At 57.0% G+C, this 23,175-nt stretch carries 24 protein-coding genes, 1 tRNA gene and 1 pseudogene; 13 read left to right on the top strand and 13 right to left on the bottom strand.

The features are described 5' to 3' along the window. Positions 1-10: 10 nt before the first annotated feature. On the top strand, positions 11-259 hold the full coding sequence (locus Mal65_RS15395) for a hypothetical protein (RefSeq protein ID WP_145299344.1): 249 nt from the start codon (positions 11-13) through the stop codon (positions 257-259). Between the two features lie 88 nt (positions 260-347). On the opposite strand, the gene Mal65_RS15390 is transcribed toward Mal65_RS15395, so the two are convergent. Continuing rightward, positions 348-1,937, bottom strand: coding sequence for a hypothetical protein (locus Mal65_RS15390; RefSeq protein ID WP_145299342.1), 1,590 nt, complete (start codon positions 1,935-1,937; stop codon positions 348-350). Between the two features lie 603 nt (positions 1,938-2,540). On the opposite strand from Mal65_RS15390, the gene Mal65_RS15385 reads away from it, so the two are divergent. Then, positions 2,541-4,097, top strand: coding sequence for an AI-2E family transporter (locus Mal65_RS15385; protein ID WP_165701308.1), 1,557 nt, complete (start codon positions 2,541-2,543; stop codon positions 4,095-4,097). Positions 4,098-4,230: 133 nt separating this feature from the next. Further along, positions 4,231-5,139: an SHD1 domain-containing protein gene (locus Mal65_RS15380; RefSeq protein ID WP_165701307.1), complete on the top strand. Its 909-nt coding sequence runs from the start codon at positions 4,231-4,233 to the stop codon at positions 5,137-5,139. Between the two features lie 15 nt (positions 5,140-5,154). On the opposite strand, the gene Mal65_RS15375 is transcribed toward Mal65_RS15380, so the two are convergent. The 4 genes from Mal65_RS15375 to Mal65_RS15360 form a co-directional block, all read right to left on the bottom strand. Next, a complete protein-coding gene (locus tag Mal65_RS15375; RefSeq protein ID WP_145299337.1) occupies positions 5,155-5,505 on the bottom strand; it encodes an SPW repeat protein in 351 nt (116 codons plus the stop codon). A 3-nt stretch (positions 5,506-5,508) separates the two neighbouring features. Further along, on the bottom strand, positions 5,509-6,141 hold the full coding sequence (locus Mal65_RS15370; protein ID WP_145299334.1) for a vitamin K epoxide reductase family protein: 633 nt from the start codon (positions 6,139-6,141) through the stop codon (positions 5,509-5,511). A 2-nt stretch (positions 6,142-6,143) separates the two neighbouring features. Beyond that, a complete protein-coding gene (locus Mal65_RS15365) occupies positions 6,144-7,211 on the bottom strand; it encodes an NAD-dependent epimerase/dehydratase family protein (RefSeq protein ID WP_145299331.1) in 1,068 nt (355 codons plus the stop codon). A gap of 284 nt (positions 7,212-7,495) precedes the next feature. Further along, positions 7,496-8,554 carry a sodium:calcium antiporter gene (locus tag Mal65_RS15360; RefSeq protein WP_145299328.1) on the bottom strand — a complete coding sequence of 353 codons (1,059 nt, stop codon included), beginning with the start codon at positions 8,552-8,554 and terminating at the stop codon, positions 7,496-7,498. 257 nt (positions 8,555-8,811) lie between these two features. Between Mal65_RS15360 and Mal65_RS15355 the strand changes: the two genes are divergently transcribed. Further along, positions 8,812-9,174 carry a hypothetical protein gene (locus tag Mal65_RS15355; protein ID WP_145299325.1) on the top strand — a complete coding sequence of 121 codons (363 nt, stop codon included), beginning with the start codon at positions 8,812-8,814 and terminating at the stop codon, positions 9,172-9,174. Between the two features lie 242 nt (positions 9,175-9,416). Here the strand turns inward: Mal65_RS15355 and Mal65_RS15350 are convergent, their stop codons facing one another. Both Mal65_RS15350 and Mal65_RS15345 read right to left on the bottom strand, forming a co-directional pair. Beyond that, on the bottom strand, positions 9,417-9,953 hold the full coding sequence (locus Mal65_RS15350) for a DUF1269 domain-containing protein (RefSeq protein ID WP_165701306.1): 537 nt from the start codon (positions 9,951-9,953) through the stop codon (positions 9,417-9,419). A 128-nt stretch (positions 9,954-10,081) separates the two neighbouring features. Continuing rightward, complete coding sequence (locus Mal65_RS15345) at positions 10,082-10,282, bottom strand: zinc ribbon domain-containing protein (RefSeq protein ID WP_145299319.1); 201 nt, start codon at positions 10,280-10,282, stop codon at positions 10,082-10,084. 220 nt (positions 10,283-10,502) lie between these two features. Here Mal65_RS15345 and Mal65_RS15340 point away from each other — a divergent pair, with 220 nt between their 5' ends. Together Mal65_RS15340 and Mal65_RS15335 are read left to right on the top strand one after the other, a co-directional pair. Beyond that, a complete protein-coding gene (locus Mal65_RS15340) occupies positions 10,503-11,315 on the top strand; it encodes an SDR family oxidoreductase (protein WP_145299316.1) in 813 nt (270 codons plus the stop codon). 80 nt (positions 11,316-11,395) lie between these two features. After that, the gene (locus Mal65_RS15335) at positions 11,396-11,887 is read left to right on the top strand and encodes a Dps family protein (RefSeq protein WP_145299313.1); all 492 of its coding nucleotides are present in this window, start codon (positions 11,396-11,398) and stop codon (positions 11,885-11,887) included. A gap of 171 nt (positions 11,888-12,058) precedes the next feature. Here Mal65_RS15335 and Mal65_RS15330 read toward each other — a convergent pair whose 3' ends face one another. Beyond that, complete coding sequence (locus tag Mal65_RS15330; RefSeq protein WP_145299310.1) at positions 12,059-13,444, bottom strand: phospholipase D-like domain-containing protein; 1,386 nt, start codon at positions 13,442-13,444, stop codon at positions 12,059-12,061. 272 nt (positions 13,445-13,716) lie between these two features. Here Mal65_RS15330 and Mal65_RS15325 point away from each other — a divergent pair, with 272 nt between their 5' ends. Then, entirely contained in the window at positions 13,717-13,977 is a 261-nt protein-coding gene (locus tag Mal65_RS15325; RefSeq protein WP_145299307.1) for a GlsB/YeaQ/YmgE family stress response membrane protein, read from the top strand. Between the two features lie 78 nt (positions 13,978-14,055). Next, complete coding sequence (locus Mal65_RS15320; protein WP_145299304.1) at positions 14,056-14,541, top strand: pyridoxamine 5'-phosphate oxidase family protein; 486 nt, start codon at positions 14,056-14,058, stop codon at positions 14,539-14,541. A gap of 184 nt (positions 14,542-14,725) precedes the next feature. Here Mal65_RS15320 and Mal65_RS26555 read toward each other — a convergent pair whose 3' ends face one another. Then, a complete protein-coding gene (locus Mal65_RS26555) occupies positions 14,726-14,893 on the bottom strand; it encodes a hypothetical protein (protein ID WP_165701305.1) in 168 nt (55 codons plus the stop codon). A 29-nt stretch (positions 14,894-14,922) separates the two neighbouring features. On the opposite strand from Mal65_RS26555, the gene Mal65_RS27215 reads away from it, so the two are divergent. The 4 genes from Mal65_RS27215 to Mal65_RS15305 all read left to right on the top strand — a co-directional run bounded on the left by Mal65_RS27215 (position 14,923) and on the right by Mal65_RS15305 (position 17,765). Beyond that, on the top strand, positions 14,923-15,198 hold the full coding sequence (locus Mal65_RS27215; protein ID WP_231131146.1) for a hypothetical protein: 276 nt from the start codon (positions 14,923-14,925) through the stop codon (positions 15,196-15,198). Between the two features lie 133 nt (positions 15,199-15,331). After that, the gene (locus Mal65_RS15315; RefSeq protein WP_145299300.1) at positions 15,332-16,546 is read left to right on the top strand and encodes an AI-2E family transporter; all 1,215 of its coding nucleotides are present in this window, start codon (positions 15,332-15,334) and stop codon (positions 16,544-16,546) included. A gap of 281 nt (positions 16,547-16,827) precedes the next feature. Further along, positions 16,828-17,535 carry a hypothetical protein gene (locus tag Mal65_RS15310; protein WP_145299297.1) on the top strand — a complete coding sequence of 236 codons (708 nt, stop codon included), beginning with the start codon at positions 16,828-16,830 and terminating at the stop codon, positions 17,533-17,535. A 156-nt stretch (positions 17,536-17,691) separates the two neighbouring features. Continuing rightward, positions 17,692-17,765, top strand: a tRNA-Met gene (locus Mal65_RS15305). A gap of 507 nt (positions 17,766-18,272) precedes the next feature. On the opposite strand, the pseudogene Mal65_RS27530 reads toward Mal65_RS15305, so the two are convergent. Beyond that, positions 18,273-18,522: pseudogene (locus Mal65_RS27530) on the bottom strand (hypothetical protein); the annotation flags it as partial. Between the two features lie 333 nt (positions 18,523-18,855). Here Mal65_RS27530 and Mal65_RS26540 point away from each other — a divergent pair. After that, on the top strand, positions 18,856-19,383 hold the full coding sequence (locus Mal65_RS26540; protein WP_165701303.1) for a hypothetical protein: 528 nt from the start codon (positions 18,856-18,858) through the stop codon (positions 19,381-19,383). Positions 19,384-19,908: 525 nt separating this feature from the next. On the opposite strand, the gene Mal65_RS15290 is transcribed toward Mal65_RS26540, so the two are convergent. From Mal65_RS15290 to Mal65_RS15280, 3 genes are all read right to left on the bottom strand, one after another. Beyond that, positions 19,909-20,169, bottom strand: a complete 261-nt coding sequence (locus Mal65_RS15290) for a DUF2891 family protein (RefSeq protein WP_145299292.1) — start codon at positions 20,167-20,169, stop codon at positions 19,909-19,911. A gap of 62 nt (positions 20,170-20,231) precedes the next feature. Next, entirely contained in the window at positions 20,232-21,644 is a 1,413-nt protein-coding gene (locus Mal65_RS15285) for a sulfatase family protein (RefSeq protein WP_145299289.1), read from the bottom strand. A 2-nt stretch (positions 21,645-21,646) separates the two neighbouring features. Continuing rightward, positions 21,647-23,098, bottom strand: a complete 1,452-nt coding sequence (locus Mal65_RS15280) for a sulfatase family protein (RefSeq protein ID WP_145304954.1) — start codon at positions 23,096-23,098, stop codon at positions 21,647-21,649. Positions 23,099-23,175: the final 77 nt, after the last annotated feature.

Below are 23,175 nucleotides of genomic sequence, written 5' to 3'. Positions count from 1 at the left end.
GCAGTTTCACATGAACTTTTTCGATTGGATTCGCGACGGCGTTCGAAACTCCGTCCTGCACGGTGTCAACGACGCCATCGAAGCCATCGGTACCCCCGAACAATCCGATGATTTCCACCCCAACATGGTGGCACTTTTGGGCTCCGACACTTCGACCACCAAGCCAAAACGTAAACGCAGCACTGGCGGCACAACGACAGCCAGTCGCAAGCGTTTGGGCAAAAGCCTGAAAGACATGGACGGCGCGAAAGCGTCCTGACATTCCCGGCCGATGCGATGGCCATTGGGCAAGTAATGTTTCACGGCGCAGTGATGAATGACACTGCGCCCCGCAGTTAAGGCTTGGATTAGCGTCCGGCCAACTGATCGACGGCGGCCGGATTGGCCACCATGCCGTCTTGATCCGGTGCCGCGACGGGTTTCTTCGCGGCGTCACCGGCCATCTTTTCCAGCTGCTCGGTCAATTCGGTCAGCTTCTCCAGGAAGTCCTTGGTTTCTTCCAACGACTTGTCGTTCAAGTCCGTCAGCAAGGTTTCCATCTCGGTCACCCAAGTGGTGATTTTGCCCTTGGACGCGTCATCGGCGACGGCCAGCAAGCCACCCGGCTTGGACGGCATGCCGGGCTTGGCCGATCCGGTCACGCCCAGATGGATTTGTTGCAACACATCGTTCAATCGACGACGCGTCGCCACGACTTCGGCCGGCTGTGGTTCATATTCTTGGACGACCGGAGCCATCCCGTAACTGCCGTATCCTTCGTCCATGCCCATGTCGCCGTAGCCTTCGTCGCTGCCTTCGGCACCCATTTCATAACTGCCGTCGTCCATGTCCATGTCGCCGCCGTAGCCATCTTCCATCGACGCGTCCATGACGCGTTCCTCGGCGGGAACCAACAAGTCATCGGGTTTCTCGGGCTGCTGCATCGCGATTTCGCGAGGTTTGTTGAACTGCTCCAGACGCTTGACTTCTTCGCCAAAGGCTTCGAAAGCGATTGCGGTCCAGATGTCCAGCGTCTTCAGCGGCGCGGCGACTTTCGCCTTGGCCGCGCCGGCGTGGCGTCCGAACGTGGCGGCCGAATGCAACGCGATCAAATCGGGACGGTTTCGATCTTGGCTGATGGTGACCAATGCGGTCGCCAAGTTTTCATCATCCGGACGCAGCAATTCCAAAATGTCGACCGCATAGCGTTGCATGAACGCGTGGGCTTCCGGGCTGCGGCCGGCGGGAACCGGTGCCTGCAACAGCGTTTGCAGCGGCGGTGCCAATTGGTTTTTGACGTTGTCGGGCAAACGATGGAACGTCAGCCGGGTGTAACGCAACAACCCGTGCAGTGCCGCGGCGCGAACGCCGTCCGGATTGGTTTCCGTTTCGAACAACTTCTTCAACACACCGAACCCGTTCATGTAGGGCGTCGGCGGAATTTCGCGGAAATCGCCGGGGTCCGAATTCAAGCGACCGATCGCCATGGTCGCGGCGATCCGAGCGGCGGGTTGGAAATTGCCGCCGGCCACCCCCGACATCATCGGGGCAAATTTGGAAATCATCAGGTTTGCGACCTGGGTGTTGCCACGACGCTGCGCCGCGTCAATCGCGGAAACCACGTCGTCGATCAATTCGGTGATCTCCGGTGTCGCGTCGGCTTGGGTGATTCGGCGGGGCACGTAGTTGCTGACGTACGCCATCGCCGCACGGGCGTGAGGCGACGATTGGCCTTCGCTGCTGTTGGAAAACGCTTTCAACGCCGTCTTCATTTGCTTGACAGCCGCCTCGGACTTCAAAGCGTCCTGGATCGGCAGTTGGCGATACGTCGCCTGGCCGAACGCGGTCGCGGCCAGCGAAGCGATCAGTGCCGTCAACAAAAACACGAACATCGAAATCATCTGGCGGCGTCGAAGTTTCCGCATCGATTCGGCTTTTGCGATCACTCGATCATTCATGTGCGTTTTTCCGATTGCTGGTAAAGCAGATCTTTGGCGTGGTGTCCGTACGTTCGTTCGTCTTGCCCCGCTTCATCCGCTGCGTCGGTGCGGGCGTTCCGCCAACGGCCGCCGGATGACGACCACGTCCGCGTGTCGGACCGATCAGTGGATGCGATGAAGCGATTGGGGAACCAGACGAGTGTCAGAAAAGGAATTGCGGGCGAAGTTCCCGACGCGCCGCAAAGACCGATTATCTCCGCCCAACCCCTGGTCCGTCAAACAAAATCCGACGTTGTGACCGCTCGTGAAGCCGAATTTTGCGTCCCGAAGGTCCGTTTTCACGGCCTGTTTGGGTCCGAAACGTGGCCCCAATGTCTTCCGCTGGGGGGCCCGACCCGACTTTGCGATCGATGCGGCCGCCACGTCCGGACGCTTCGCCCGCGCAAAATGACTGTTGGATCGCCGGTTCCGCAACTCCGTCCCAGGGTTGAAACTGACACACACACAGCGGGCGCGGCCGCGTCGACAGACCTTCGGCCGATCCCGCTCCCAAAAAATCGCAACAGTCGTTGATTTGTTTCGCCAGCGTCGATCCGTTCCGCCATCCCATTGAACGCTCGAATGATTCCGTCTGATTCACTGCCCGAATACGAGATTTCCGAGACTCGGATTCAAACCATCTGTTTGATGATTCTGGCCAGCGTTGCGGGCATCTATTTGGTGTTCTGGCTTCGCCCCGTCTTGGTGCCCCTGGTGGTCGCGTTCTTCATCGTCAGTGGTGTGGCGCCGATTTTGGATTTCTTGGAAAAACGATTCGGCGTCTCGCGATTGGTGGCCGCGGGTATCGCGTTTTTGTTGGGCTTGGCCGTGATGACCCTTTTCGGCGTGACCGTTTGGGTTTCGATGGTCGACTTATCCACCAATTCATCGGACTATCGCCAGCGAGTCCGACAGTTGGTGATGAAGGCTGAATCGGGTTTGCCGTTTGATTTGTTTTCCAGTGACGTTTCCCTTTTGAAACCGCCGCCGCCACCGCCCGCCAACGATCGACTTCCGTCGCCCGGCGACCCGCCGCCCCCGGCGAGCGACCCACCGCCCGGCAGCGCCGTGAGTTCCGAAACCAAGAACAGCCCCGTCCAGCGGTCGACATCCAGCCCAGCGTCGGAAACATCCCCAGACCGCAAGGAGGCCGCGTCGTCGGATTCCGATCCCGCGACGTCAGACCAACGTTTGGCGGATCCGGACAATCCAAACGCCGTTGATGCGAATCCCGATGAATCTGTTGCTTCTGATACCAATGACTCGGTGGCCGACGAATCGACAACCGATCGCGGCGAACAGATCGCATCACGTAAGTTGGTTACGGTGCCGTCGGTTGCGGAGCCTTCGGTGCCTTCATCGCATGTCCCCAGTTGGCGTGAAGCCTTGGCGGCTGAAACCTCCGCTGCTCTGCCACCGATCGATTACGACGACGAACGAACCAAGCAGGCGACACGTATCGTGGACGCTTTCGTTCGTGACGGTATCGCCATGATTTCCCAGGCCTTAATCAGCCTGGTGTCCACCAGCGTGGTCGTGCTGATCTATGTGTTCTTCATCCTGCTGGGCTCACCAACGTTCAAGAAGAATCGCACCATGGAGGAAGTCGATCAACAAGTCCGCGGATACTTGTCGCTGAAGACTTTGATTTCGATCGGCACCGGGTTTCTGTTTGGCTTGACGTTGCACTTGTTTGGTGTCCCGATGGCGTTGTCGTTTGGCGTCTTGGCATTCCTGCTGAACTTCATTCCCAACATCGGTCCCATCGTTGCCAGCGTTTTGCCGGTGCCGTTGATCATTTTGGATCCCAGCGGCAACGTTTGGTGGATGGTTGCCGTGATTGTGGCCACCGGAACCATTCAGTTAATCAGTGGTAATGTTGTCGAGCCCAAGGTGATGGGTGATTCGTCCGATCTGCATCCGGTGACGATCCTGTTGGCACTGATGTTTTGGGGCATGATGTGGGGGATCGTGGGCATGTTTTTGGCCACGCCGATGACCGCGGCGATGAAAATCTTGCTGGAACGCTTCGAAATGACGCGCCCCGTCGCCCGGTTGATGGCCGGACGATCCAGCGACGACGACGATGGCGATCCGTTCGGCCCATCGGTGACAACCGCTCCGGCGACGACGGGGTGATCCCCGGCGGGCTAAACTGTGTCCGACGACTTTTACGATCCGAAAACCGAACGTCCTCTTTTCCCTCCCAACTGCTGATTCGATCATGATCGCTCTCGGATTCTCTGACCGCATCCTACGCGCGTCTGCACCTGTGATTCTTTTGGCCGCCGCCATTTGCTTTGCCACGCCGGCCCACGCCAGAACTTGGACCGACAAGACCGGCGTTTACACCATCGACGCGGAGCTATTCGCCTTCAACGACGAACACGTCGTGCTGCAGCGTGCCGACGGCGAATTAGGTATGTACAAGTTGGAAGATCTGTCCGACGCCGATCGCGAATACTTGAAAGACGAAGACGCGTTGGAGGCATCGCAAGCAAACCTGGACAAACAACAGGTTTGGACGCTTACCAGCGGTGCGAAAGTGAAAGGTCTGGTCGTCGACTATGCTCGCGTCGAAGTATCGATTCAACGCCGTCGCGGCAAGTTGTATATCAACGATCGCGCGTACAAAAACTTGCCGCCGGTGTACCAGGTGATCACCCGCAAAGTGGTCGCCCAAATCCAACAGAAAGACGATGTCACCGAGCAAGAAATGTTCGCCTGGGTGCGAACCCTGGGCGGTGAACCAAAAAAAGTGACCATCGAAGGTGTGCGGATGGAACTGGCGGATGAAAACGAATACGTCGTGCCGTTCTTCCTGTTCGATGATGCCAGCTATGACTTGTTGCAAGGCGGTTGGCATCAATGGTTGGCCGCACACGAAAAAGACGACTACGAAGCCAAAGACGATGAAACGTTTCGGCTGCAATCGTCCGCCGCATCCGCCTACCAGCGTCAACAGTTCGACCGCCAAATCGCAATCGCAAACTTGAACATGAATGCCATCCGTGCCGGCGTGACCAGCTTGTGGGAAGTCACGCTTTACCCCAAACCGGGCAACCCGTACCCGCCGCGATGGGTCACCGTGTACGGTCGCGACAGCTTGGTCGCCCAACAGCAGGCACAGATGCAATTCCCGGCCTACACGATCGGGTCGGTGCGAAAGGTCTCTCGCTAAGTCCCGGCATATACATCAAACCTTGGCGGTGGTTTCGAATCGCCAAGGTTCGGGCGGGCGAGATGCTTCGTTGGGGATCAGGGCGATCATCAACAAAAACAACCCGATGACGATGTGATTCTGGTGCGCGGCAATCGGCGGTGTGCCCGACAGTCGCCCCCAAGCGATCAGCCCAACGGAGATCAATAGGATCACCAAGTGTGCCCGCCGCGTGGGACGCCAATAGGACAGTCCCGAACAGGTGGCGATAGCCAGCGCGATCAGCATGTCAGACCAGACCAAGTGGGGCTGGTCGCTGACGCCGAAGATCCAAGGGCTGATGGCCAGCCAAACGGCGGTCATGATTTCGACAACGCGTCCCCACATGACTTAGTTCTCCTGTGCCAGCATCTTTGCGGCGGCGCGGTCAAACGCTTCGTCGTGGTAACCCCAAAACGCCTTCCACAATTGCCGCCAACTGCGATCGTCTTTCCAAACCAAGTACAGGTACACGACCGACGAACGCACCTCGTCCCAGGCCCAATAGACCAAGATCAACGAAATCGCTGCGGTCACCAAGCACAGAAAGCACCATTGTCCAACGACGAACGCTTGGCACAGCACCAAGATGACGCTAACAATGCCCAGCGGAATGACGTCGATCCCGAACAGGATCACTAACCACGGGCGATATTGCCAACGTCGTGTGGAACCTGCAAGCCCCAGAATCGCGTCACCCAGGTATGCGATGACACCCAGCGCCGCATCGTGGATGCCCAGCATGCGGTACATCCATTTGGCCGCGTCTGATTTCAAGACTCGGTTGCTGCTGTCGCCGAAGACCGGATCCCAGGTGGAATCGATCAAGCCCCACTGATACATCGCCAAGTGGGTCGAGATTCCTGCGGCCACAAAGGCCAACAAACAAATCGGCAACCTCTGAATCCACGAGGATGGATTGTGTGGATACGGCGGAACGGCGACGTTCAATCGGGCAGGCGTTCGGTCGATCGCAATGTCCATCGTCAGTCCAACCCATTCTGTTTGCGGAAGTGTTCCGGATTCTGTTGGGCCATTTGAACGATCCCGGCTAACGTTTCACGCAAGTCATGCTTGGGCTTCCAGCCCAGCAGTTCTTCCGCTCGGGAAATGTCCAAGGCGTAGTGATCGTCAGCCATGTCGACCATGTAGGGCTTGATGAACGATTCACCACCGCTGACGGTGTCATTGACCGCGGCACCGACCTTGGCGACCGCCTTGGGAATCTGGACCGTTGCCCAATCTTCGCCGTGCAGCTGCTGGCCGATGCGGTCTTGCAATTCCCCGTAGCTGGGCGGATCGGGTTCACCGATCAAAATCGCCGTCTTGGGTTCAATGCGTTCGCGGCGATTGACCGTTCGGACAATCGCTTCGACCGCGTCGTCGACATGCACTGCGGATTGTCCGTTGTCGCCGTCGCCAGGATAGAAATGGCCCTGAAAGTCTTTCTCGGCGATCCGTTTAATCTGTTGGACCAATGTCGGCTGGCGACCGTAGTCGGTGTACACGCCCGCGATCCGCAGAAACACCGACGACACACTGGGATGCCCTTCGCGAATCAACCGTTCGGTAGCAATCTTGCTTTCTGGATAGGCCCACTGTGCTTGCAGCGGACTGTCTTCGCGGATGCGATCACCCACTGCACAAGGCCGATGAACCAACATGGTGCTGGTGAAGATGAACTGTTCCAAACGGAAATCGCTCAAGCCGTTCAATAGCCGATCAGTACCGTTGACGGTCACTTCGCGGTACAGATCGCTATCAGCGCCGCTGAAATCGTAGTACGCCGCCATGTGAACCACGCTTGCCAAACGGCCACCGGTTCGCTCGTGTACTTTCCGCAGCGCACCTTGAACATTGGCATAGCTGGTCACGTCGCATTCAATGTCATGGACGTGCCGCAAGTGTTTGGGTGGTTCGGGAAGACCGACGCGGTCGAACCCAAACACTTCGTATCCCTCTTCGGCCAAACGTCGACAAACCGGGCCGCCTAAAAGCCCGGAACTGCCCGTGACGATCACCGCCGGGCGATCTTGTTGATGTTGTTCTTTCATTTTTTGGTGGCTCCTCGATGAACTTCTTTCACCGCTAGACATTCCCAGGCGGGTCAGCGATGTCGGTCGTCTTCCGGCCAGCGGCTAGCCCGTTTCGGGTTATCGCCTGAACAGAAGTGCGGTTCGGTTTGATTGCTTTGGATCGAATCGAGAGGGTCGCAATCGCTGTGCCACAGAGGATCGCTCCGGTGCGATCATCGGTATGCGAATGGCGATACAGTGTTGACCGAGTTGGCGTCGCTTGCCCAATCGACGCAGCGTTGCGGAATGCTGCATTCGCGGGGTCACAGCGTTGAATAAATGGTCATGCCGATGGCATAGACGACCAGAACAGCGAAGGAATCAATACCCATGCCTAGGAAGGTTTTGTCTCGCCGCTCCAAAACGCCCCACAGGTACAGGCAAGTGACCAGAATGCCCAGAGCGGCCAAGAAGACTGACGATGCCGCGACCGCATTCATGATGCCTCCTTCGCGATAGGCCAGCTCGGCCGGCAAGAATAAAGCGACTTCCAAACTATTGGTTCCCAAAATGTTGGCCGCCGCCATGCTGTACGCACCGAAGCGGACGGCGGAATAAGTCGTGCTTAATTCAGGCAGACTGGTGGCCACGGCAACCAAAGTGGCACCGATGAAACCTTGGCTGATTCCCGTCTGGTTCGCCAATGCTTCGCCACTTCGCGCGACGAAATACCCGCCGATCAAAACCGCCAGACCGCTCATGCAAAACAATCCTATGATCGTTTTCGTGCTGACGTTGTCGAACGCTTCGTGAAAGCTGTCCTTTAGGTCTTTGGCCGACTCGGGTGGCTGGGCCACTTCACCACGCGGTTCCCAGCGGGGGCTGCCTTCATAGCGATAGATCACGGCCATCGACGCCACATAGGCGACAAACAGCAGCGGCGGCCAAATTCCAATGCCCTGCCACACGTAACGGTCTCCGCTGGCGATCGCGGCACAGGCAAGTGCGATCATCGCAATCAACACGATGCCGACCAGCAGTAGGGATGATCGCGGTGAAAACATCGTCAGCGGTTTGCCTCGCAACACAAAGGCATCAATGAACGCCAAAACAGCGATCTGCATGACGATACCGCCCAGCAGGTTGGATCCTGCTAGGGTGGCGGCGCCCGACCATCCGGCGGTGACCGTTGTTGCAAGTTCCGGCAAGCTGGTCGCACCGCCCAATAGCATCGCGCCGGCGAAGGCTTCGCCGACACCCGTGCGTTCGGCAAACAAGTCGACGTAGCGGCTTAGTTTCGTACCCGCCAACCAAACGACGCAGGCCGCAACGAAAAAGATGACCACATTGGTGGGGATCGAAAGCTGTTGGAATTCAAACATGCCCTTGGTCGGCTGCAACAGACGCGCCGTCACGTGACACCGAAGCGTTGCGATTGGCCGGAGGAAAGGACTTGAGGAATGAACGGCTCTCGACGAAACGCGACAGGGAAGCCGTGTCGTCCATGTCTTCGCGATCGACAGGCAATTCCTCGGATCATCAGCATCGCGGCATGTCGATTGCGTCACTGATTCACTGGAGCCGCTCTTGATTTGGCGGCCGTTCAATTTCACCGCAACTTGATGCAACGGAGTCCACCATGGCAGATCCCAAACCTAGCGAATCCAACCCGCAGATCGATGAATTGTTCGATGAGCTTGCACAGCTGTGTTGCCAGTGCTTGCAAGGCGATCAATCCCAAATGGCCGATCGATCCGAAGCATTGTTGAAGTCGCTGATTCAGAACGGCTACGCTCGGAAAGACGGCAGCATCCAAGCGGAAATCGAAGCCCGCGCGAAAGATAGCTGTCGTGAATCGGCAATGCATCGTGGCGGCGAACTGTCGGGGCTGACTAAGAATCTTCAGGACCGGTTCGATCGCTTGGCCAAATGGAACAGCGACAATCCTCAATCGGACAACCAAGCCAAAGCGGCCAATATCAGTTCCGCGACGGACGCCTGATCGGCTTCAGTTCTGGCGACGCAAGGCAACTTGCTTTGCGTCGCAGTCGGTGTCGCAGGTTGCCGCACCTTGCATGCTGCACGGCATCGGCCAACGCGGACGCAACGATGCTAGGAATTGTTTATCAATTGGTAACCCGAAGCGTCAGCGAGGGGCCGAAGTTATTCATTCATCAAGAATCCCTCGCTGACGCGTCGGGTTACCGTTTCCGTTGGCCTTCGTGTTGAATTGATAAACAGCGCCTACGCCGCATCTCCTTCGCGAAGGAAGACTTCCAGCGTCACAGGGTCGACGGTCTTTAAGATGCGTTCCGCTTCACGCAACTTCAACGGTTCATCTTCCATGATGATCAACCGCGAACCTTCCTCCACGCGTTGCTGATACGTCTTCGCATTCTCGGTTTGAACGCCGGTATTGGTCAGTGCGGCGATCAACCCACCGCCGACCGCACCTACGGCCATTCCCGCGATCGGTCCGGCGACTAGAAAAGGGCCGACCAAACTTGCAGCGCCGATCGCACCACCGACCAGGCCACCGGTCATCGTGGTTGCGGAGGTCAGTTTTTCGCTGTCGACCTTGTTAGCGGTTCTTTGGCCCGTTTTCGGAGTCTTCGTGTTGTCGAGTTCGTCGGATCTCACAACGGTCGAGATTTGTTGTTCGTCGAAGCGTGCTTTCTGCAACGCCAAAAGACCGTTGCGAAACGCTTCGTCGCGGCGAAATTCCGCGATCAGGCAATTTTTGTCGACAGCCGAATGTTGGCGGGGGGTGATGCTGGACATGAAAAACATCCTTGGATGAAAAAAATGAAACAGAGTGGTCGGCAATCGAATTCCGTGAAATGCGCACCGGAGTTGATGAAACCGGATGCGCTTCCCTTGAAGTGGATTGCAATCGCCGATGTTGGCGATCAACGACGCGGATGACTGCCGGATGTCTTGTCAGACTCACCGGGGTATCGCAGCGGTGGATGTTTGGTCGGCGTGATGTCACCGGGATGTTCCACGTAGATTTTGTTTCCACAATTGGGACAGGCAACGGCGCGGTCATCGACCGACTGCTGACAGTTGGGGCATCGCACGCGGTTCAGCGGTGCTGATTTAGAATTCATGACAATCACCGTATTGATGGAGACTCGGGTGTTTTCCTTGGTTGGGACGTTTCATTGTTCGTGGCGATGCAAGGGCCATGCCGATGAAGCCCGAAAACACTTTGGCGCGATATCTGCATTCAGTGATCTTTCATGTGAATCCGGGCGTTGACGGCCACACCGTGACCGAAGACCGCTGAGATTCGTTGGACTGAAAGCAACTCACACGGAAATTCACCGAATGAATCGTCGAACAGCCATCGTGACCGGCGGAAGCACCGGCATTGGACGGGCGATCGCGATCGAATTGGCCAAGCACGGTCATGACGTTGCGATCACGTATCGATCCAGTCGTGACGAAGCCCAAAAAACGGCTGATGCGGTGAAAGCGGCGGGCGGCCGGTGCTTTATCCACCAACTTGATCTGTCATCGCCCGAAACCGCCGGTCCGGTGGTCGACCAAGCGGTTGATCAGTTGGGCGGTCTGGATGTGCTGGTCAGCAATGCCGGCATGATGGTTCGAAAAACGATGCCGGACTTGGACCTGGAGACGGCACGAAAAATCTTCGATGTCAACGCGATCGGCGCCGCCATGCTGATCCAGCGTGGCGTGCAGCACATGGTCCCCGACGGTGATTATTCGCAGTCACGTTCGACGCCGGGTCGTGTCATCGTTGTCACCAGCGTCCACGAAACAATCGCTAATCCACAGGACACGCTTTACACGATGACCAAGCACGCCCTTGGCGGCCTGGTGAAGTGTTTGTCGCTGGACCTGTCGCCACGAAACATTACGGTCAATGCGATCGCCCCCGGCGAGGTTGCGACTCCGATCAACGGCATGGATGCGGACGACTTCGACGACGTCGACCGTCCCGCGATTCCCGTCCGGCGTGCCGGAAAACCCAGTGAGATTGCCGCCGCGGTACGGTTCCTGGCATCCGACGACGCCGGGTTTGTTACCGGTGCCAGTTGGGTCGTTGATGGCGGCCTGAAAGTCGCCGCGCCGTTGGCGGCTAGCGCCTTCCGAAAGTCATATCTTCAACAGGGATGACGCGGAAAACGGCGACCGAATTTGTCCTGACTTATTAGTCACACTCCCTCTCCATTTTTGTTTCAAACAAAGGAAATCGAATGTCCACGACGACAACCGTTTTTAAACGCAACATCTTGGCCGACAGCGATAACGAAAAGACCGCTGAAGCTCTGCAGTCGAACCTGACAAACTTGGTCGACTTGGCTCTGGTGCTGAAGCAAGCTCACTGGAACGTGGTTGGCCCCAATTTCCGCAGCGTCCACCTGCAGCTTGACGAAATCATTGAAACCGTGCGTGACGGCAGCGACGAAGTGGCCGAACGACTCAGCACCCTGGGCGTTGCACCGGACGGACGTGCGGGCACTGTCGCCTCCGACAGCGACTTGGCACAGTACGACGCCGGATTCGTCTCCGTGAAGCAAACGGTCGACAAAGTGGCCGATGCACTGAAGACGGCGATCGAAGGCCTTCGCACCGGCATCGAAACGGTCGGTGATTTGGATCCGATCAGCGAAGACATGCTGATCGGCATCTCCGCACCGCTTGAAAAACACCTTTGGATGGTGCAAGCCCAGCAAGCGGACGTCTGATTCGCTACGGCATCCCGCCGAAATTTTGATACCACAGCGGCCGATCCATTGGACCGGCCGTTTTTTATGCGCCGATCGATCCGATCGGTGATTCAATCATTGCACCGGCCGTGCATCCAAATTTTCAGCGATAAGTCTACAGCGATGCGCCGTTGCGATTGAGATTCGCGATCACAGTTCGGAAGCGAACAATCGCACCAGCACGGACATCGTCCGACGAAACAGCGAATCATCGATCACGCCGCATTCGCTCTTTTCCAATAGGTTTTCGTACCACGCTTTTAACTTTTCGATCGTTTCCCGATCGTGAACGGCGACGGACAGTTCGTAGTTCAAAAAGAACGAGCGAATGTCAAAGTTGGCCGAACCGACCAAAGCCACTTCGTCGTCGACCAAGCCGACTTTGGCGTGCACCATGCCGTCGGTGTAGCGATACAGTTTCGCGCCGACCTCAATCAGGTCTTTCATATAGTCGTACCGTGCATAATCGACCGGCCACAAATCGCTGCGGCTGGGGACCAGCAACCGGACATCCAAGCCGCGGCGACATGCCAATTCCAGCGAACGCATCGCGCTGGGTGACGGGACCAAGTAAGGTGTGCAAATCCACACCCGATGTTCCGCTTGGTGGATGGAATACTGCCAAAAGTCTTCCAGGATTTCTTCCGGCCCATCGGGGCCGATCGGAACGACGGTCAAGCGGGCTGATTCACAGTCGGCACCTTCGGCGGGAGTTTCAATCTTGCTGGGCGGCAGCGTTTCGTCGGTCACAAAGTTCCAATCGCTGCAAAAGACCGCCTGCAACTGTGCCGCCGCCGGGCCTTCGATACGTACGCTCAGGTCGACCCAAGCGTCTTTCGGTGGGTCTTCCGCGATTTCTTCCTGCACCAAATTCGCGCCGCCCAGAATGGCCTTCTTTCCATCGACCACCATCAACTTGCGGTGGTTTCGATAGTTCAAATACGCCAAACGGCTGAGCTTCGATAGCGGTTTAAAACGTCTAGCTTTCCCGCCGGCTTCCCGGATTGCTTCCAGCTGGTCGTCGGACATCTGGAACGACCCGAAACCGTCGCACAATAATCGAACTTGAACCCCGTCCCGGGCTTTGCGGCACAGTCGTTCAACGATCTCCTCAGACGATTCACGTTCATCCATGATAAAGGTCATGACGTAAATCGCTTCCTCGGCCTGATCGATCATGTCCAGATAAGCGTTATAGACATTGTGGACTTCGGTCAAAATCTCGAACTGGTTCCCGATCGTCGGTGGACGCAGCCCGCGGGCCTGTAACAGCGATTCGAACCCGTCGCCGTGATCAGGAACGTCTTCATCATCCTTGGGCAAATCGACCAAGCGTCGGGACGCGTGTTCGGCGGAGATCTTTCGGCCTCCCAGCCACAAGAACAACAGCAGACCAATGGGTGGTGTCAAAAGAATCAGCCCCATCCAGCCCAAACGTCCGACGTTGTGGCGGGTGTCGTTGCGGATGATCGTCATCGCGACCAGGGTCAACAAAGCGCCGAGGACACTGCTCAGATAAGCGACGATCCAGATCATGTTTGCGATTGAGGTGTTCAAAAAGGGGCAAAGCGAAAATTGCGATGCGATCGCGACGTTAGTGTAGCGGCCGGTCGTCTGCACGGATCTGCCGGCGGCGAATCTTCACGTTCCCCATTTTTCCGGTCACAAATCTTCGCCGACGGCCAAGCTTTCGGCACGGTGATTGCGATTGCTATGCCAGTGTCAGGCGAACCCGCAGGATTTGGCATTTTCCAAAGCCACGTGGGTTGGCGAATCAAACACAACCTTCGAACAGGAGCTTTCTAGCCATGTTGGTGCCCATTTTGGGTTGGATCCTTTTTGGTTTGATCATCGGTGCCATCGCACGGTTGGTCGTTCCCGGTCGTCAAGACATCGGAATGCTGCGAACCATGCTTTTGGGAATCGTCGGATCGTTCGTCGGTGGTTTCGGCGGCTGGCTATTGTTCGGCGGTTCTCCGCTGCAAGCATCCGGTTGGATCGGATCGATCCTGGGTGCTGTTGTGGTTCTATTGATCGCGATTCGTTCGCCCAGCAGGGCAACCGGCTGATCGACCGGACAGACACTCTGCTGAACTGCCATCCACACATCCGTCGCGAATCACCGCGAGATGAAAAGGAAACTGAAAATGAATACTGAAGAAAAACTTGTCGATATCATCCAATCGTTCGACAACGCCATGCTGGTCACCAAGACCGACGATGCCAAATTGCACGGGCGTCCCATGGCGATTGCCGAAGCTACGGAGGACGGGCAACTGTGGTTTGTAACCGACCGCAGTTCGGGAAAGATCGCCGATCTGATGCTGGACAGTGACGTTGCCGTTACGTTCCAGTCAGACCGACGCTTTGCCACCGTCAGCGGGCAATGCCACGTCGTCGATGATCAGGCAAAGATCGAAGATTTGTGGAAAGAGGCCTGGAAGGTCTGGTTCCCCGGTGGTCCGTCAGATCCTTCATTGACGTTGCTTCGTGTCGATCCGGAAATCGGTGAATACTGGGATAACTCGGGGTTGTCCGGCGTTCGCTATCTGATCAAAGCGGGCAAGGCCTATCTGCAGGGCGATACGCCGGAAACCGATGATTCGATCAACGCGACCGTGGACATGAAATAGACATCACCTTCGGTGCTAACATTGCAATCGGCTTGTCGTTGTCATCTGACAGTGACAAGCCGTTTTTCATGCGCCGTTGTTTTGGGGGCGTTGTTTCAAAGTTGAACAGGCGAAAAAAAATCCCGTGCAAACCAGTCATGTTGCACGGGGTGGCGAAGATCGTTGGGGCTATAAAGAATCCGGATCAAAACGTCCAGTAAACCAATGCGGCGATTCCGACGACACCCGCCAGGATCACCAAGTAGCTTAATGCGACCAATGCGAAGGGGGTTCCCGGTGCGGCCTCGCCGACCGAATGATTGTTGTCCGTCATCGCCTCTTTCGTGCTTTCAAACGCGCTTTTGTCTGCCATTTCTCTTCATTCCAAGTTTGGTTGCTTCGATGACCAAAATCATCGCGGCCATCACTGTTCGAAGAATCGCAACTGACGTGCCACAGTCGTCTCAATGCAAAAACACGCCGTCGATCATTCCCAGCCGGCGCGGCAGATCCACGCGGTTGTCGGATGATCGCCCAATGCGGTGCAACGTCGACCATTCTGAAAAGCTTCAAGGGGAAACTTTGCAAGCCGCTGGACAAGTGGGCATGGCGATCGACGCGAATACCGACGAACGGTTCGCCGTTCGCCGTCATCTGGTGACCGCAGCGGTCGACTGATATGAAAGCCAATGGCGGATCCGCATGAACGGCGGAAGATTTGAACGGATGATCCGATCATAGGTGGTTCGACGCGGCAAAACCGAACGTGGCAAGACCATCAGAACCTTTGCAACGCGAAGACGAAGCGTCGATGAACCAGTCCAACGACAAATCTGCAGACGGCAGCGGCGCGGAAGTCCGATCGACCGATCAAGCTTCCCGCCGGTCATCCGGCGAAGACAACCGGGGGCAAGAATCGCAACCCGCGGAAGGCAGCGGTCGGCTGAACCTTTCCGGTTATGCGCTGATCGCGTTGTGCTTGCTGGTCGGTGTGGTGTTTTATCGAATCGTGCAACCGTTCCTGATGGCATTGGTCTCTGCGGCGATTCTTGCGGTACTGTTTCATCCTTTCCACGACTGGATTCAAAGCAAGGTCGGTGGTCACCGGCGTGTTGCCGCGGGGATAGCCGCGTCGATCATCTTTTTTCTGATCTGTCTGCCCATCGCCGGCGCGTTGGCTGTTGCCGGGACCCAGTTGTTCGACATCAGCGAATCTTTGATGCAGGTCGTCGAAGATCCCGAGCATTCGGTTTGGGCCAAACGAATCGACCAATGGGAACAGCATTGGATCGTCCGCAAAGGCATGCAAGCCTATGGGCGTATCGGTGATGACGACAAAGTTCGACTGCGCGAATTCGCGGGCAAGGGGATGCAGGGGATGGCATCGGGGCTGTACGAAAAGACGGCTGGTTTGATCGCCAACTTGATTCATCTGGGGATCAGCATCTTTGTGGCCATGATGGCGTTGTACTACTTCTTTGCCGATGGCGATTCGATCATGGCAGAATTGCATCGGCTTTCGCCGCTGGGCCGTCGCGACGAAGACAAGTTGATCGATCGTTTCGGGCGTGTCTGTCGCGGCGTCGTCATGGGCAGCGTCGTTGCGGGACTGGCCCAAGCCGTCTTGGCGGGCATCGGCTATGCGGTGGCCGGCGTTCCGAACGTCTTTTTGATGGCCGCGCTGACGATGTTCTTTTCGTTCGTTCCGTTCTTGGGTGCCGGTTCGGTGGTGACGGCGATCTCCATCTATCTTGCCTTCGACGGTCGTTACGCCGCCTGCGCGGGTTTGTTGATCTACGGGTTCATCGTGGTCGGCTCGGTCGACAACATCATCAAAGCAAAATGGATCGGTACCGAGGCGTCGTTGCATCCACTGGTCGCACTGGTTTCGGTCATCGGTGCTGTTCAGTTTTTGGGGCTTTGGGGAATCTTTTTGGGGCCAATGATCGCCGCGTTCTTCTATGCATTGCTGCAGTTGGTGCGACAGCGATTCACCCCGATCGACTCGGGATCGTCGGCCGCGTAGAAGAAAGCTTCGCCGTATCGGGGAACCCGCCGGGCCAATCGAGCGTCCAAAGTCAAAGCACGCGTCCGAGAACGACTATCATGGTGACAGACGTCATCAATCGACAGAGATGGGGCGGGGGTGGTGCACCAGGATTTCGATCGCGTGATGCCATCGCAGGATCCGTCGGAACACGATTCAGCACGGCGATGGTCGCGAAGGAACCTTCAAGACAATCGGCAATGACAAGCCACCGAAAAATGACAAGCCACCAAAATAGGGATACCACGATGCGGCGTGTGATGTTTCCAGCTTTGACAGGGATCGCACTGACGGCATTGTGTTGGACGGTGGCCGTTGCACAGCCTCCACGTCTCGGTCAGTCCCAACCGAGTGACCTCCGCGCCGACTCACAGGCATCCACTCCGTCGTCGACCCGCTTCGGCGAAGCTCCGGCCAGCGTTTCGCGGGCAAGCGTTCAGCCGGCAAATGTCACATCCGCCAATGTTGCCGCGGACCGGCGTGCTGTGACCAATCCTTCGGGAATGGTCGTCCAGGATCGGGGAGGTCAAATCCCGATGAAGGAAGCTCGTGTGCAGGTGTTGTGGTTGATCGAATCCGACGACGCAAACCGTGCGGCCTATGACGGTCCAGCAGCCGACGGTTTGGCCGCGGCCGGGTTCGGACGGATGGTGATCGGCGCGTCCAACGCGTTGACGACGTCGGTCGGCCAGCGGGCGATGGTCAGCGGGACCGGACGCTACGGATCGCTAAATGTGTCGCTGACGTTGTTGAACACCACTGATGTTGGGGAATTGCAAATTGCCGCGAAATTGCAGACCCAGAACCCGTCACCGTTCCAGTTGGACACGACCACTCGAGTGCCGGTCGGTCGTTGGGTGTTGTTGGGGGCCGCGGAGACACGAGCGATCCATCCGACGCATGTGCAAGACGGGCACCGCAGCGTGATGATCCTGCGAATCGACCCCGGCGTGCTGGTCCTGCAGTAGCGGATTGGGCCCGCCAGTTTTGTGGCATTGTGGCCTTGGCGACCAGGCCGGTGTGACGCTAGAATCCCCGGCTTGACGCGGCCAGCCTGGCGACGGGCAGCCTTCCACGTCACGTTCGGCCGACGGCGTTCAACGCCTCGCCGAATCAGCCACCACGGCGGCATAGCTCAGCTGGTTAGAGCAGCGGAATCATAATCCGCGTGTCGGGGGTTCGAGTCCCTCTGCCGCTATTCCAGGGCAAGACGCGCCCAGACTTGAAAAGCCAAACGCCGAAAATACAGGCGTTTGGCTCTTTTCTTGCGCTGCGTGCAGTTTTTCGGACTCGTGAAATTGAGTGGCTAACTCGCGGGCGGGTTCCTTTATCTTTTCGGCAAAATGGGCGTCGTCATCTTCCACCTCTTCGGCTCCGACGTAGCGACTCGGTGAGCGCGCGTTCGTCCCGATGGGACGCCATGTTGTAGCCACGGTTGCAAACCCGTGGATGAGCTTTTGGTCGACCGTTGTGTTCTTCACGATCGCGGCGTCTAAAGTCTTGAGCCGCAAGCCGCTAGCTGCCGATGTCCATGCAGAATTGTTGGTAAAGTTGGCCGTCCAAATTTGTTGCGGTCAGTGACCACGACCAGCGTCGGGTTCAGAAACTAGTGAGCCGCAAGGCGCTAGCCGCGGGTTCGTTGGGCAACGTTTGAACTCACTACGACCAAACCGGCGGCTAGCGCCTTGCCGCTCAGAAATCGAGGCAGCCGCTTTCCCGCATAGCGGCACATGGAAATGGGTCTTGCCGCTGCCCTGCGTGTGCCAGAACACACCCGCCTTTCGCGAACCGGGATGCACTTCATTTTTTGTGAGCGGCAAGGCGCTAGCCGCCGGTACGTGGTTGGCTCGGCGTTCGCGGACTCCGTGGAACTGATCGTAGCCGGCGATCTTTCTGTTCAGCAAGTCTCCATCATCCTGAAACAGGACGAAGTACCGCATGAAATTCAGAAACAGCCCAACAGACTTGTGAGCCGCAAGGCGCTAGCCGCGGGTTCGTTGCGCAACGTTTTAACTCACTACCATCAAACCGGCGGCTAGCGCCATGCCGCTCAGAAATCGAGGCAGCCGCTTTCCCGCATAGCGGCACATGGAAATGGGTCTTGCCGCTGCCCTGCGTGTGCCAGAACACACCCGCCTTTCGCGAACCGGGTTGCACTTCATCTTTTGTGAGCGTCAAGGCGCTAGCCGCGGGTTCGTTGCGCAACGTTTTAACTCACTACCATCAAACCGGCGGCTAGCGCCATGCCGCTCAGAAATCGAGGCAGCCGCTTTCCCGCATAGCGGCACATGAAAATGCGCCCTGCCGCTGCCCTGCGTGTGCCAGAACACGCCCGCCTTTCGCGATCCGGGTTGCACTTCATTTTTTGTGAGCGGCAAGGCGCTAGCCGCCGGTACGCAGCTGGCTCGGAGTTCGCGGACTCGGTGGAACTGATTGATGACCAGCAAGTCGTCGCCCGCCGAGTTTCGAAAGTCGATGATTTCAGCGTGGATCGTTTCCTTGCCATCATCGGCGTTGTATTCGACTTTGACGTCGCTGGTGTAAAGCCTGTGCAGTTGTCGGTTGTTTTGTTCCAAGCTGGGATGAACGGGATTGGCGTCAACGTGCTCGACATCATCGACGGCCGATTGCGGAAGATCAGGATTCAGTCAAGCCACTGCTTCGGCCAATCGATCTTTATAGATGATGAATCGATAGTCATCCCGTTCTGGATCGTCTCCGTCGGGCGATATGTCCACGCCGTTAGCATATGCACAGCCCGTCTCGCGGAACCAGTCGAGAGAAAGCTGTTTGAGCTGGCCTTTTGTGATCATTGATCGGGCTTTTTGAACGCAAAGACGCAAGGACGGTAAGACGCAAAGGGTGGTTTGTTTTTTCATTCCTTGACCAACGATTATGTGAATTTTGTTCCGTAGGTCCGTAGCTTGTTAAAAATCTTTGCGTCCCTGCGTCTTCGCGTCTTCGCGTCTTCGCGTCTTCGCGTCTTTGCGTCTTTGCGTCTTTGCGTCTTTGCGTCTTTGCGTCTTTGCGTTCAAAAATACATCGCCATTGTGGTTTGAAACAAGGAGAGCGCAGAGGACTCTGGATCGATCCCTGCTCTGCGAACTCGGCGTCTCTCCGTTTCCATATCATCACGCGGGCATCTCCTCGGCCTGTGGGAGGGCTTCGGGAACGGGAAGTTCACCGGAGAGGAGTTGGGGAAGCAGTGCGTCAGTACGGGCTGCTATTTCCGCCGACGCATGCGTGGATCCCGGTCCCCGGTTCGATGAATGCAGCGGTGATCAGCAGCCCGAGACTCAAGCGAAAAACCGCGGTTGGTCTTGCTGGATGAATCGGCACAATCAATTGCCGACACTGCTGACACCGACACGCTTGACCACGTAAAGACCAAAGGTCTCCAGCCAGTGATCACCCTCGTAGTGTCCGCTGTTGATGTATGCCAGCCCGTCGCTCCGATGCATTTGGGCGCTTTTGCTGATAGGCTCGCGAAGTGGGTGGTCTGTGGGAAGTGCCGCTGCGACGGATTGCATGCACCATGCGCGGTTCAAAGAAGTTGAAGAAGATCCTCTGAATTGGTGGCGTCGTTGTTGATGACACCGCATTCGAGCCAAAATCGCACTCTGCGACGAAGATGCGACTTTCCGATGCCATGGTTGATTCAAGCCTACTTCGACAGCGGTTTGGGATCGTCGACGAACGCGGCGGGGCGACTGTTGTCGGCGATGTCCCGGGCGAATGCGGCAAGGTGCCGTTGCAGGCGAGCGACTACATCGGGGTGCGAGCCGATCACGTTCTTCGTTTCGCCGACGTCCGTCGACAAATCAAACAACTGCGTGGCCTTGCCAAGATTGGTGTGCAATTTCCAATTGCCGCACCGAACCGCCGCAAGCGTGTTGCCGCGGTGGTAAAAGAAACACTCGTGCGGTGTCGCAGTCTTGCCGATCAGCGTGGGCCAAATGTCTTTGCCATCGATCACGCGATCGCTGGGAACGGATGCTCCGGCCAACTTCGCGAACGTGGGCAGCAAATCCATCGTCGTCATCAGTTCGTCATTGGTCTGACCGGCCGGGATTTTGCCGGGCCACCGAACCACCGTGGGCTCTCGCATTCCGCCTTCGAACGTGGTTCCCTTGTTGCCTCGTAGCGGGCCCGCACTGGCGAACAACGAGTTTTTGGGCGGTCCGTTGTCGGAGGTGAACAGGACGAACGTGTTTTCGTCCAGGCCGTTGGCTTTCAATGTGCTAAGGATCTGTCCCACGGACCAATCGATTTCCGCGATGGCTTGATGATAGATCTTGTCACGTGTGCGATAGTCAATGTTTCCGTCTTCGGCGTTGATTGCGTCGAGCGTTTCCTCGGCGACGCCTTTCATGAACGGGGGTGATGCGTGCAGCGGTGCGTGGGGAATCGGGTGCGGGACGTACAGAAAGAACGGTGCATTTTGATGACGTTCGATGAACGAGACCGCGGCCTCGGTGACACGCTTGGTCAGGAAGTCGGCGTCGGGTTCCATTTCCACCACCGTGTCGTTTTTCAGCAGCGGCAGTGGCGGAAAGTTGTAATGGCTTTGTCGGGGGTGAAACGGATGGATGTCGTGGCTGTAAGGGATTCCAAAGTATTCGTCGAAGCCCTGTTTGGTCGGCAAAAACGCCGGCTGGTCACCCAGGTGCCACTTGCCGAAGATCCCTGTGCTGTATCCGGCGGACCGCATGACTTCGGCGATCGTTATCTCGTCCGGATTCATTCCTTTTCGATCGCCGGCAAGCAAGACACCGAAATTTGAACCGGTCGCCATATCGATCCGCTTGGGATAGCACCCGGTCATCAATGCGGCGCGTGACGGTGTGCAAACGGGGGCGGCCACATAAAAGCTGGTCAGCTTCATGCCTTCGGTCGCCATCTGATCGATGTTCGGCGTGTCGATATGGTCACCGCCGAAACAGCCAAGGTCGCCGTAACCTTGATCGTCGGTAAAGATCACCACAAAGTTGGGCTGTGCGGCATCGACCGGGACACGATGCAAACACAGCAAGATCAACCAGATCGATGCAAAAGCGGTCGTCTTGATTCGGCTCATGGCTATTTTGCCTTGTCAGTGGATAGATGCTTCGATTGTTTTGCAGCGGGTTTGCGCGGGGCGGGAACCGGAGGTCGTGTTGGACGTGGACCCGTCAGATCAAAGAATCGCATCTTGTCCCCGACACGGTCGAAGTCACCCAAGTCCTTTCGCATGGCGTCGGCAAGGGCGACCAGCCGCCGGACGACTTGGGGATTCTGGTCGGAAACATCGGTGGTTTCACCAAGATCGTTTTCCAGGTCGACCAGGAAGGGCTGTGCAAAGCCAACGCGATCCGCCGGCGCGATGTGCGTGTTGCGACCGAACGGGGCGGCGCCGATCGGTTCCTTTGCCCGCGGCAAGTGAAGTTTCCATTTGCCTTGGCGGACCGCCTGTAAATGAATGCGCAAGTAGTAAAAGTACGCCCGATCGGGATCGGCCGCGGAAAAGTCACCGTGGAATAGATGGCGAATATCTTTGCCGTCGATCACTCGGTCCGAGGGAACCTCCGCGCCGGACAATGCGGCAAAGGTCGGCAGCACATCCATGGTGGTTGCAATCGATTCGCACGTGGTTCCGGCAGGCACGCGACCCGGTCCCCAAAGGATGGCGGGAACCCGCACGCCGCCTTCGAAGACGGACACTTTGCCGCTGCGAAGTGGTCCGGCCGAACCACCATAATCTTTTGGTAAATGCCCATCGGAAAAGTTCTTGTTTTTGTTCAGCCAAGGGCCGTTGTCGCTGGTGAACAACACATAGGTGCGATCGTCGAGTTTCAGCGATTCAACCGTATCAAGGATTCGCCCCACATTGAAATCGATCTCTTCGATCACATCACCATACAAACCACGCGGACTGGATCCTTTGAAGTCGTCCGATGCCGCAAGGCGAGTGTGCGGCATGGTGTGAGGCAGATAGACGAAAAATGGTTCGTCACGGTGACGCTCCATGAACCCGATCGCCTCGTCGGTGTAACGCCGCGTCAGCGTCGCCATGTCGGTTTTGGGTTCGATCAGATTTTCGTTGCGGTACAGATTGGCAAAGCGGTCGTTGCTGGTGGGGGTGCCATAGAAATAGTCGAACCCCTGACGCGTCGGAAACAGATCCAAAAAGAAATCCGTTTGCGAATGCTTGGCCAAGTCCCATTTTCCAAAGCATGCGGTGGCATAGCCTTGTGTTTTCAAGACTTCGGCGACGGTGATTTCATCCTGATGCAGAATCGGGTGAACTTGCTTGGTATTGCCTCGTTCGGCGACTCGCATTGGATAACAACCGGTCATCAAAGCGGCCCGCGACGGACCGCAAATCGGTTGCGCATAGAAACTGGTGAACTTCATCCCCTGCGACGCCATCGCATCCAGACGTGGCGTGCGTATGTCGGGCGACCCGAAACAGCCGACATCCTGATATCCCTGGTCATCGGTGAAGATGACCACGAAATTGGGCTGGGTCGTGGCGTCGGCACGGACGGACATAGCGGAAAACAGAAGGCATGCCAGCACGCTGATGCGCACGGCCCAAGGTGCAAGCTGCATGTGAAATTCGGAAACCA

Origin of the sequence: Crateriforma conspicua (genome assembly GCF_007752935.1) — a bacterium.
Classification (GTDB): domain Bacteria; phylum Planctomycetota; class Planctomycetia; order Pirellulales; family Pirellulaceae; genus Crateriforma; species Crateriforma conspicua.
Note: the sequence above shows the minus strand (reverse complement) of the source record. Positions and strands in the feature narration are given on the sequence as shown.

Bases quoted from the DNA above. Each gene is read 5' to 3' on its own strand.
- Mal65_RS15395 (WP_145299344.1), top strand. From the start codon at position 11: ATGAACTTTTTCGATTGGATTCGCGACGGCGTTCGAAACTCCGTCCTG.
- Mal65_RS15390 (WP_145299342.1), bottom strand. From the start codon at position 1,937: ATGAATGATCGAGTGATCGCAAAAGCCGAATCGATGCGGAAACTTCGA.
- Mal65_RS15385 (WP_165701308.1), top strand. From the start codon at position 2,541: ATGATTCCGTCTGATTCACTGCCCGAATACGAGATTTCCGAGACTCGG.
- Mal65_RS15375 (WP_145299337.1), bottom strand. From the start codon at position 5,505: ATGTGGGGACGCGTTGTCGAAATCATGACCGCCGTTTGGCTGGCCATC.
- Mal65_RS15370 (WP_145299334.1), bottom strand. From the start codon at position 6,141: ATGGACATTGCGATCGACCGAACGCCTGCCCGATTGAACGTCGCCGTT.
- Mal65_RS15365 (WP_145299331.1), bottom strand. From the start codon at position 7,211: ATGAAAGAACAACATCAACAAGATCGCCCGGCGGTGATCGTCACGGGC.
- Mal65_RS15360 (WP_145299328.1), bottom strand. From the start codon at position 8,554: ATGTTTGAATTCCAACAGCTTTCGATCCCCACCAATGTGGTCATCTTT.
- Mal65_RS15355 (WP_145299325.1), top strand. From the start codon at position 8,812: ATGGCAGATCCCAAACCTAGCGAATCCAACCCGCAGATCGATGAATTG.
- Mal65_RS15350 (WP_165701306.1), bottom strand. From the start codon at position 9,953: ATGTCCAGCATCACCCCCCGCCAACATTCGGCTGTCGACAAAAATTGC.
- Mal65_RS15345 (WP_145299319.1), bottom strand. From the start codon at position 10,282: ATGAATTCTAAATCAGCACCGCTGAACCGCGTGCGATGCCCCAACTGT.
- Mal65_RS15340 (WP_145299316.1), top strand. From the start codon at position 10,503: ATGAATCGTCGAACAGCCATCGTGACCGGCGGAAGCACCGGCATTGGA.
- Mal65_RS15335 (WP_145299313.1), top strand. From the start codon at position 11,396: ATGTCCACGACGACAACCGTTTTTAAACGCAACATCTTGGCCGACAGC.
- Mal65_RS15330 (WP_145299310.1), bottom strand. From the start codon at position 13,444: ATGATCTGGATCGTCGCTTATCTGAGCAGTGTCCTCGGCGCTTTGTTG.
- Mal65_RS15325 (WP_145299307.1), top strand. From the start codon at position 13,717: ATGTTGGTGCCCATTTTGGGTTGGATCCTTTTTGGTTTGATCATCGGT.
- Mal65_RS15320 (WP_145299304.1), top strand. From the start codon at position 14,056: ATGAATACTGAAGAAAAACTTGTCGATATCATCCAATCGTTCGACAAC.
- Mal65_RS26555 (WP_165701305.1), bottom strand. From the start codon at position 14,893: ATGGCAGACAAAAGCGCGTTTGAAAGCACGAAAGAGGCGATGACGGAC.
- Mal65_RS27215 (WP_231131146.1), top strand. From the start codon at position 14,923: ATGACCAAAATCATCGCGGCCATCACTGTTCGAAGAATCGCAACTGAC.
- Mal65_RS15315 (WP_145299300.1), top strand. From the start codon at position 15,332: ATGAACCAGTCCAACGACAAATCTGCAGACGGCAGCGGCGCGGAAGTC.
- Mal65_RS15310 (WP_145299297.1), top strand. From the start codon at position 16,828: ATGTTTCCAGCTTTGACAGGGATCGCACTGACGGCATTGTGTTGGACG.
- Mal65_RS26540 (WP_165701303.1), top strand. From the start codon at position 18,856: ATGAAAATGCGCCCTGCCGCTGCCCTGCGTGTGCCAGAACACGCCCGC.
- Mal65_RS15290 (WP_145299292.1), bottom strand. From the start codon at position 20,169: ATGCGGTGTCATCAACAACGACGCCACCAATTCAGAGGATCTTCTTCA.
- Mal65_RS15285 (WP_145299289.1), bottom strand. From the start codon at position 21,644: ATGAGCCGAATCAAGACGACCGCTTTTGCATCGATCTGGTTGATCTTG.
- Mal65_RS15280 (WP_145304954.1), bottom strand. From the start codon at position 23,098: ATGTCCGTCCGTGCCGACGCCACGACCCAGCCCAATTTCGTGGTCATC.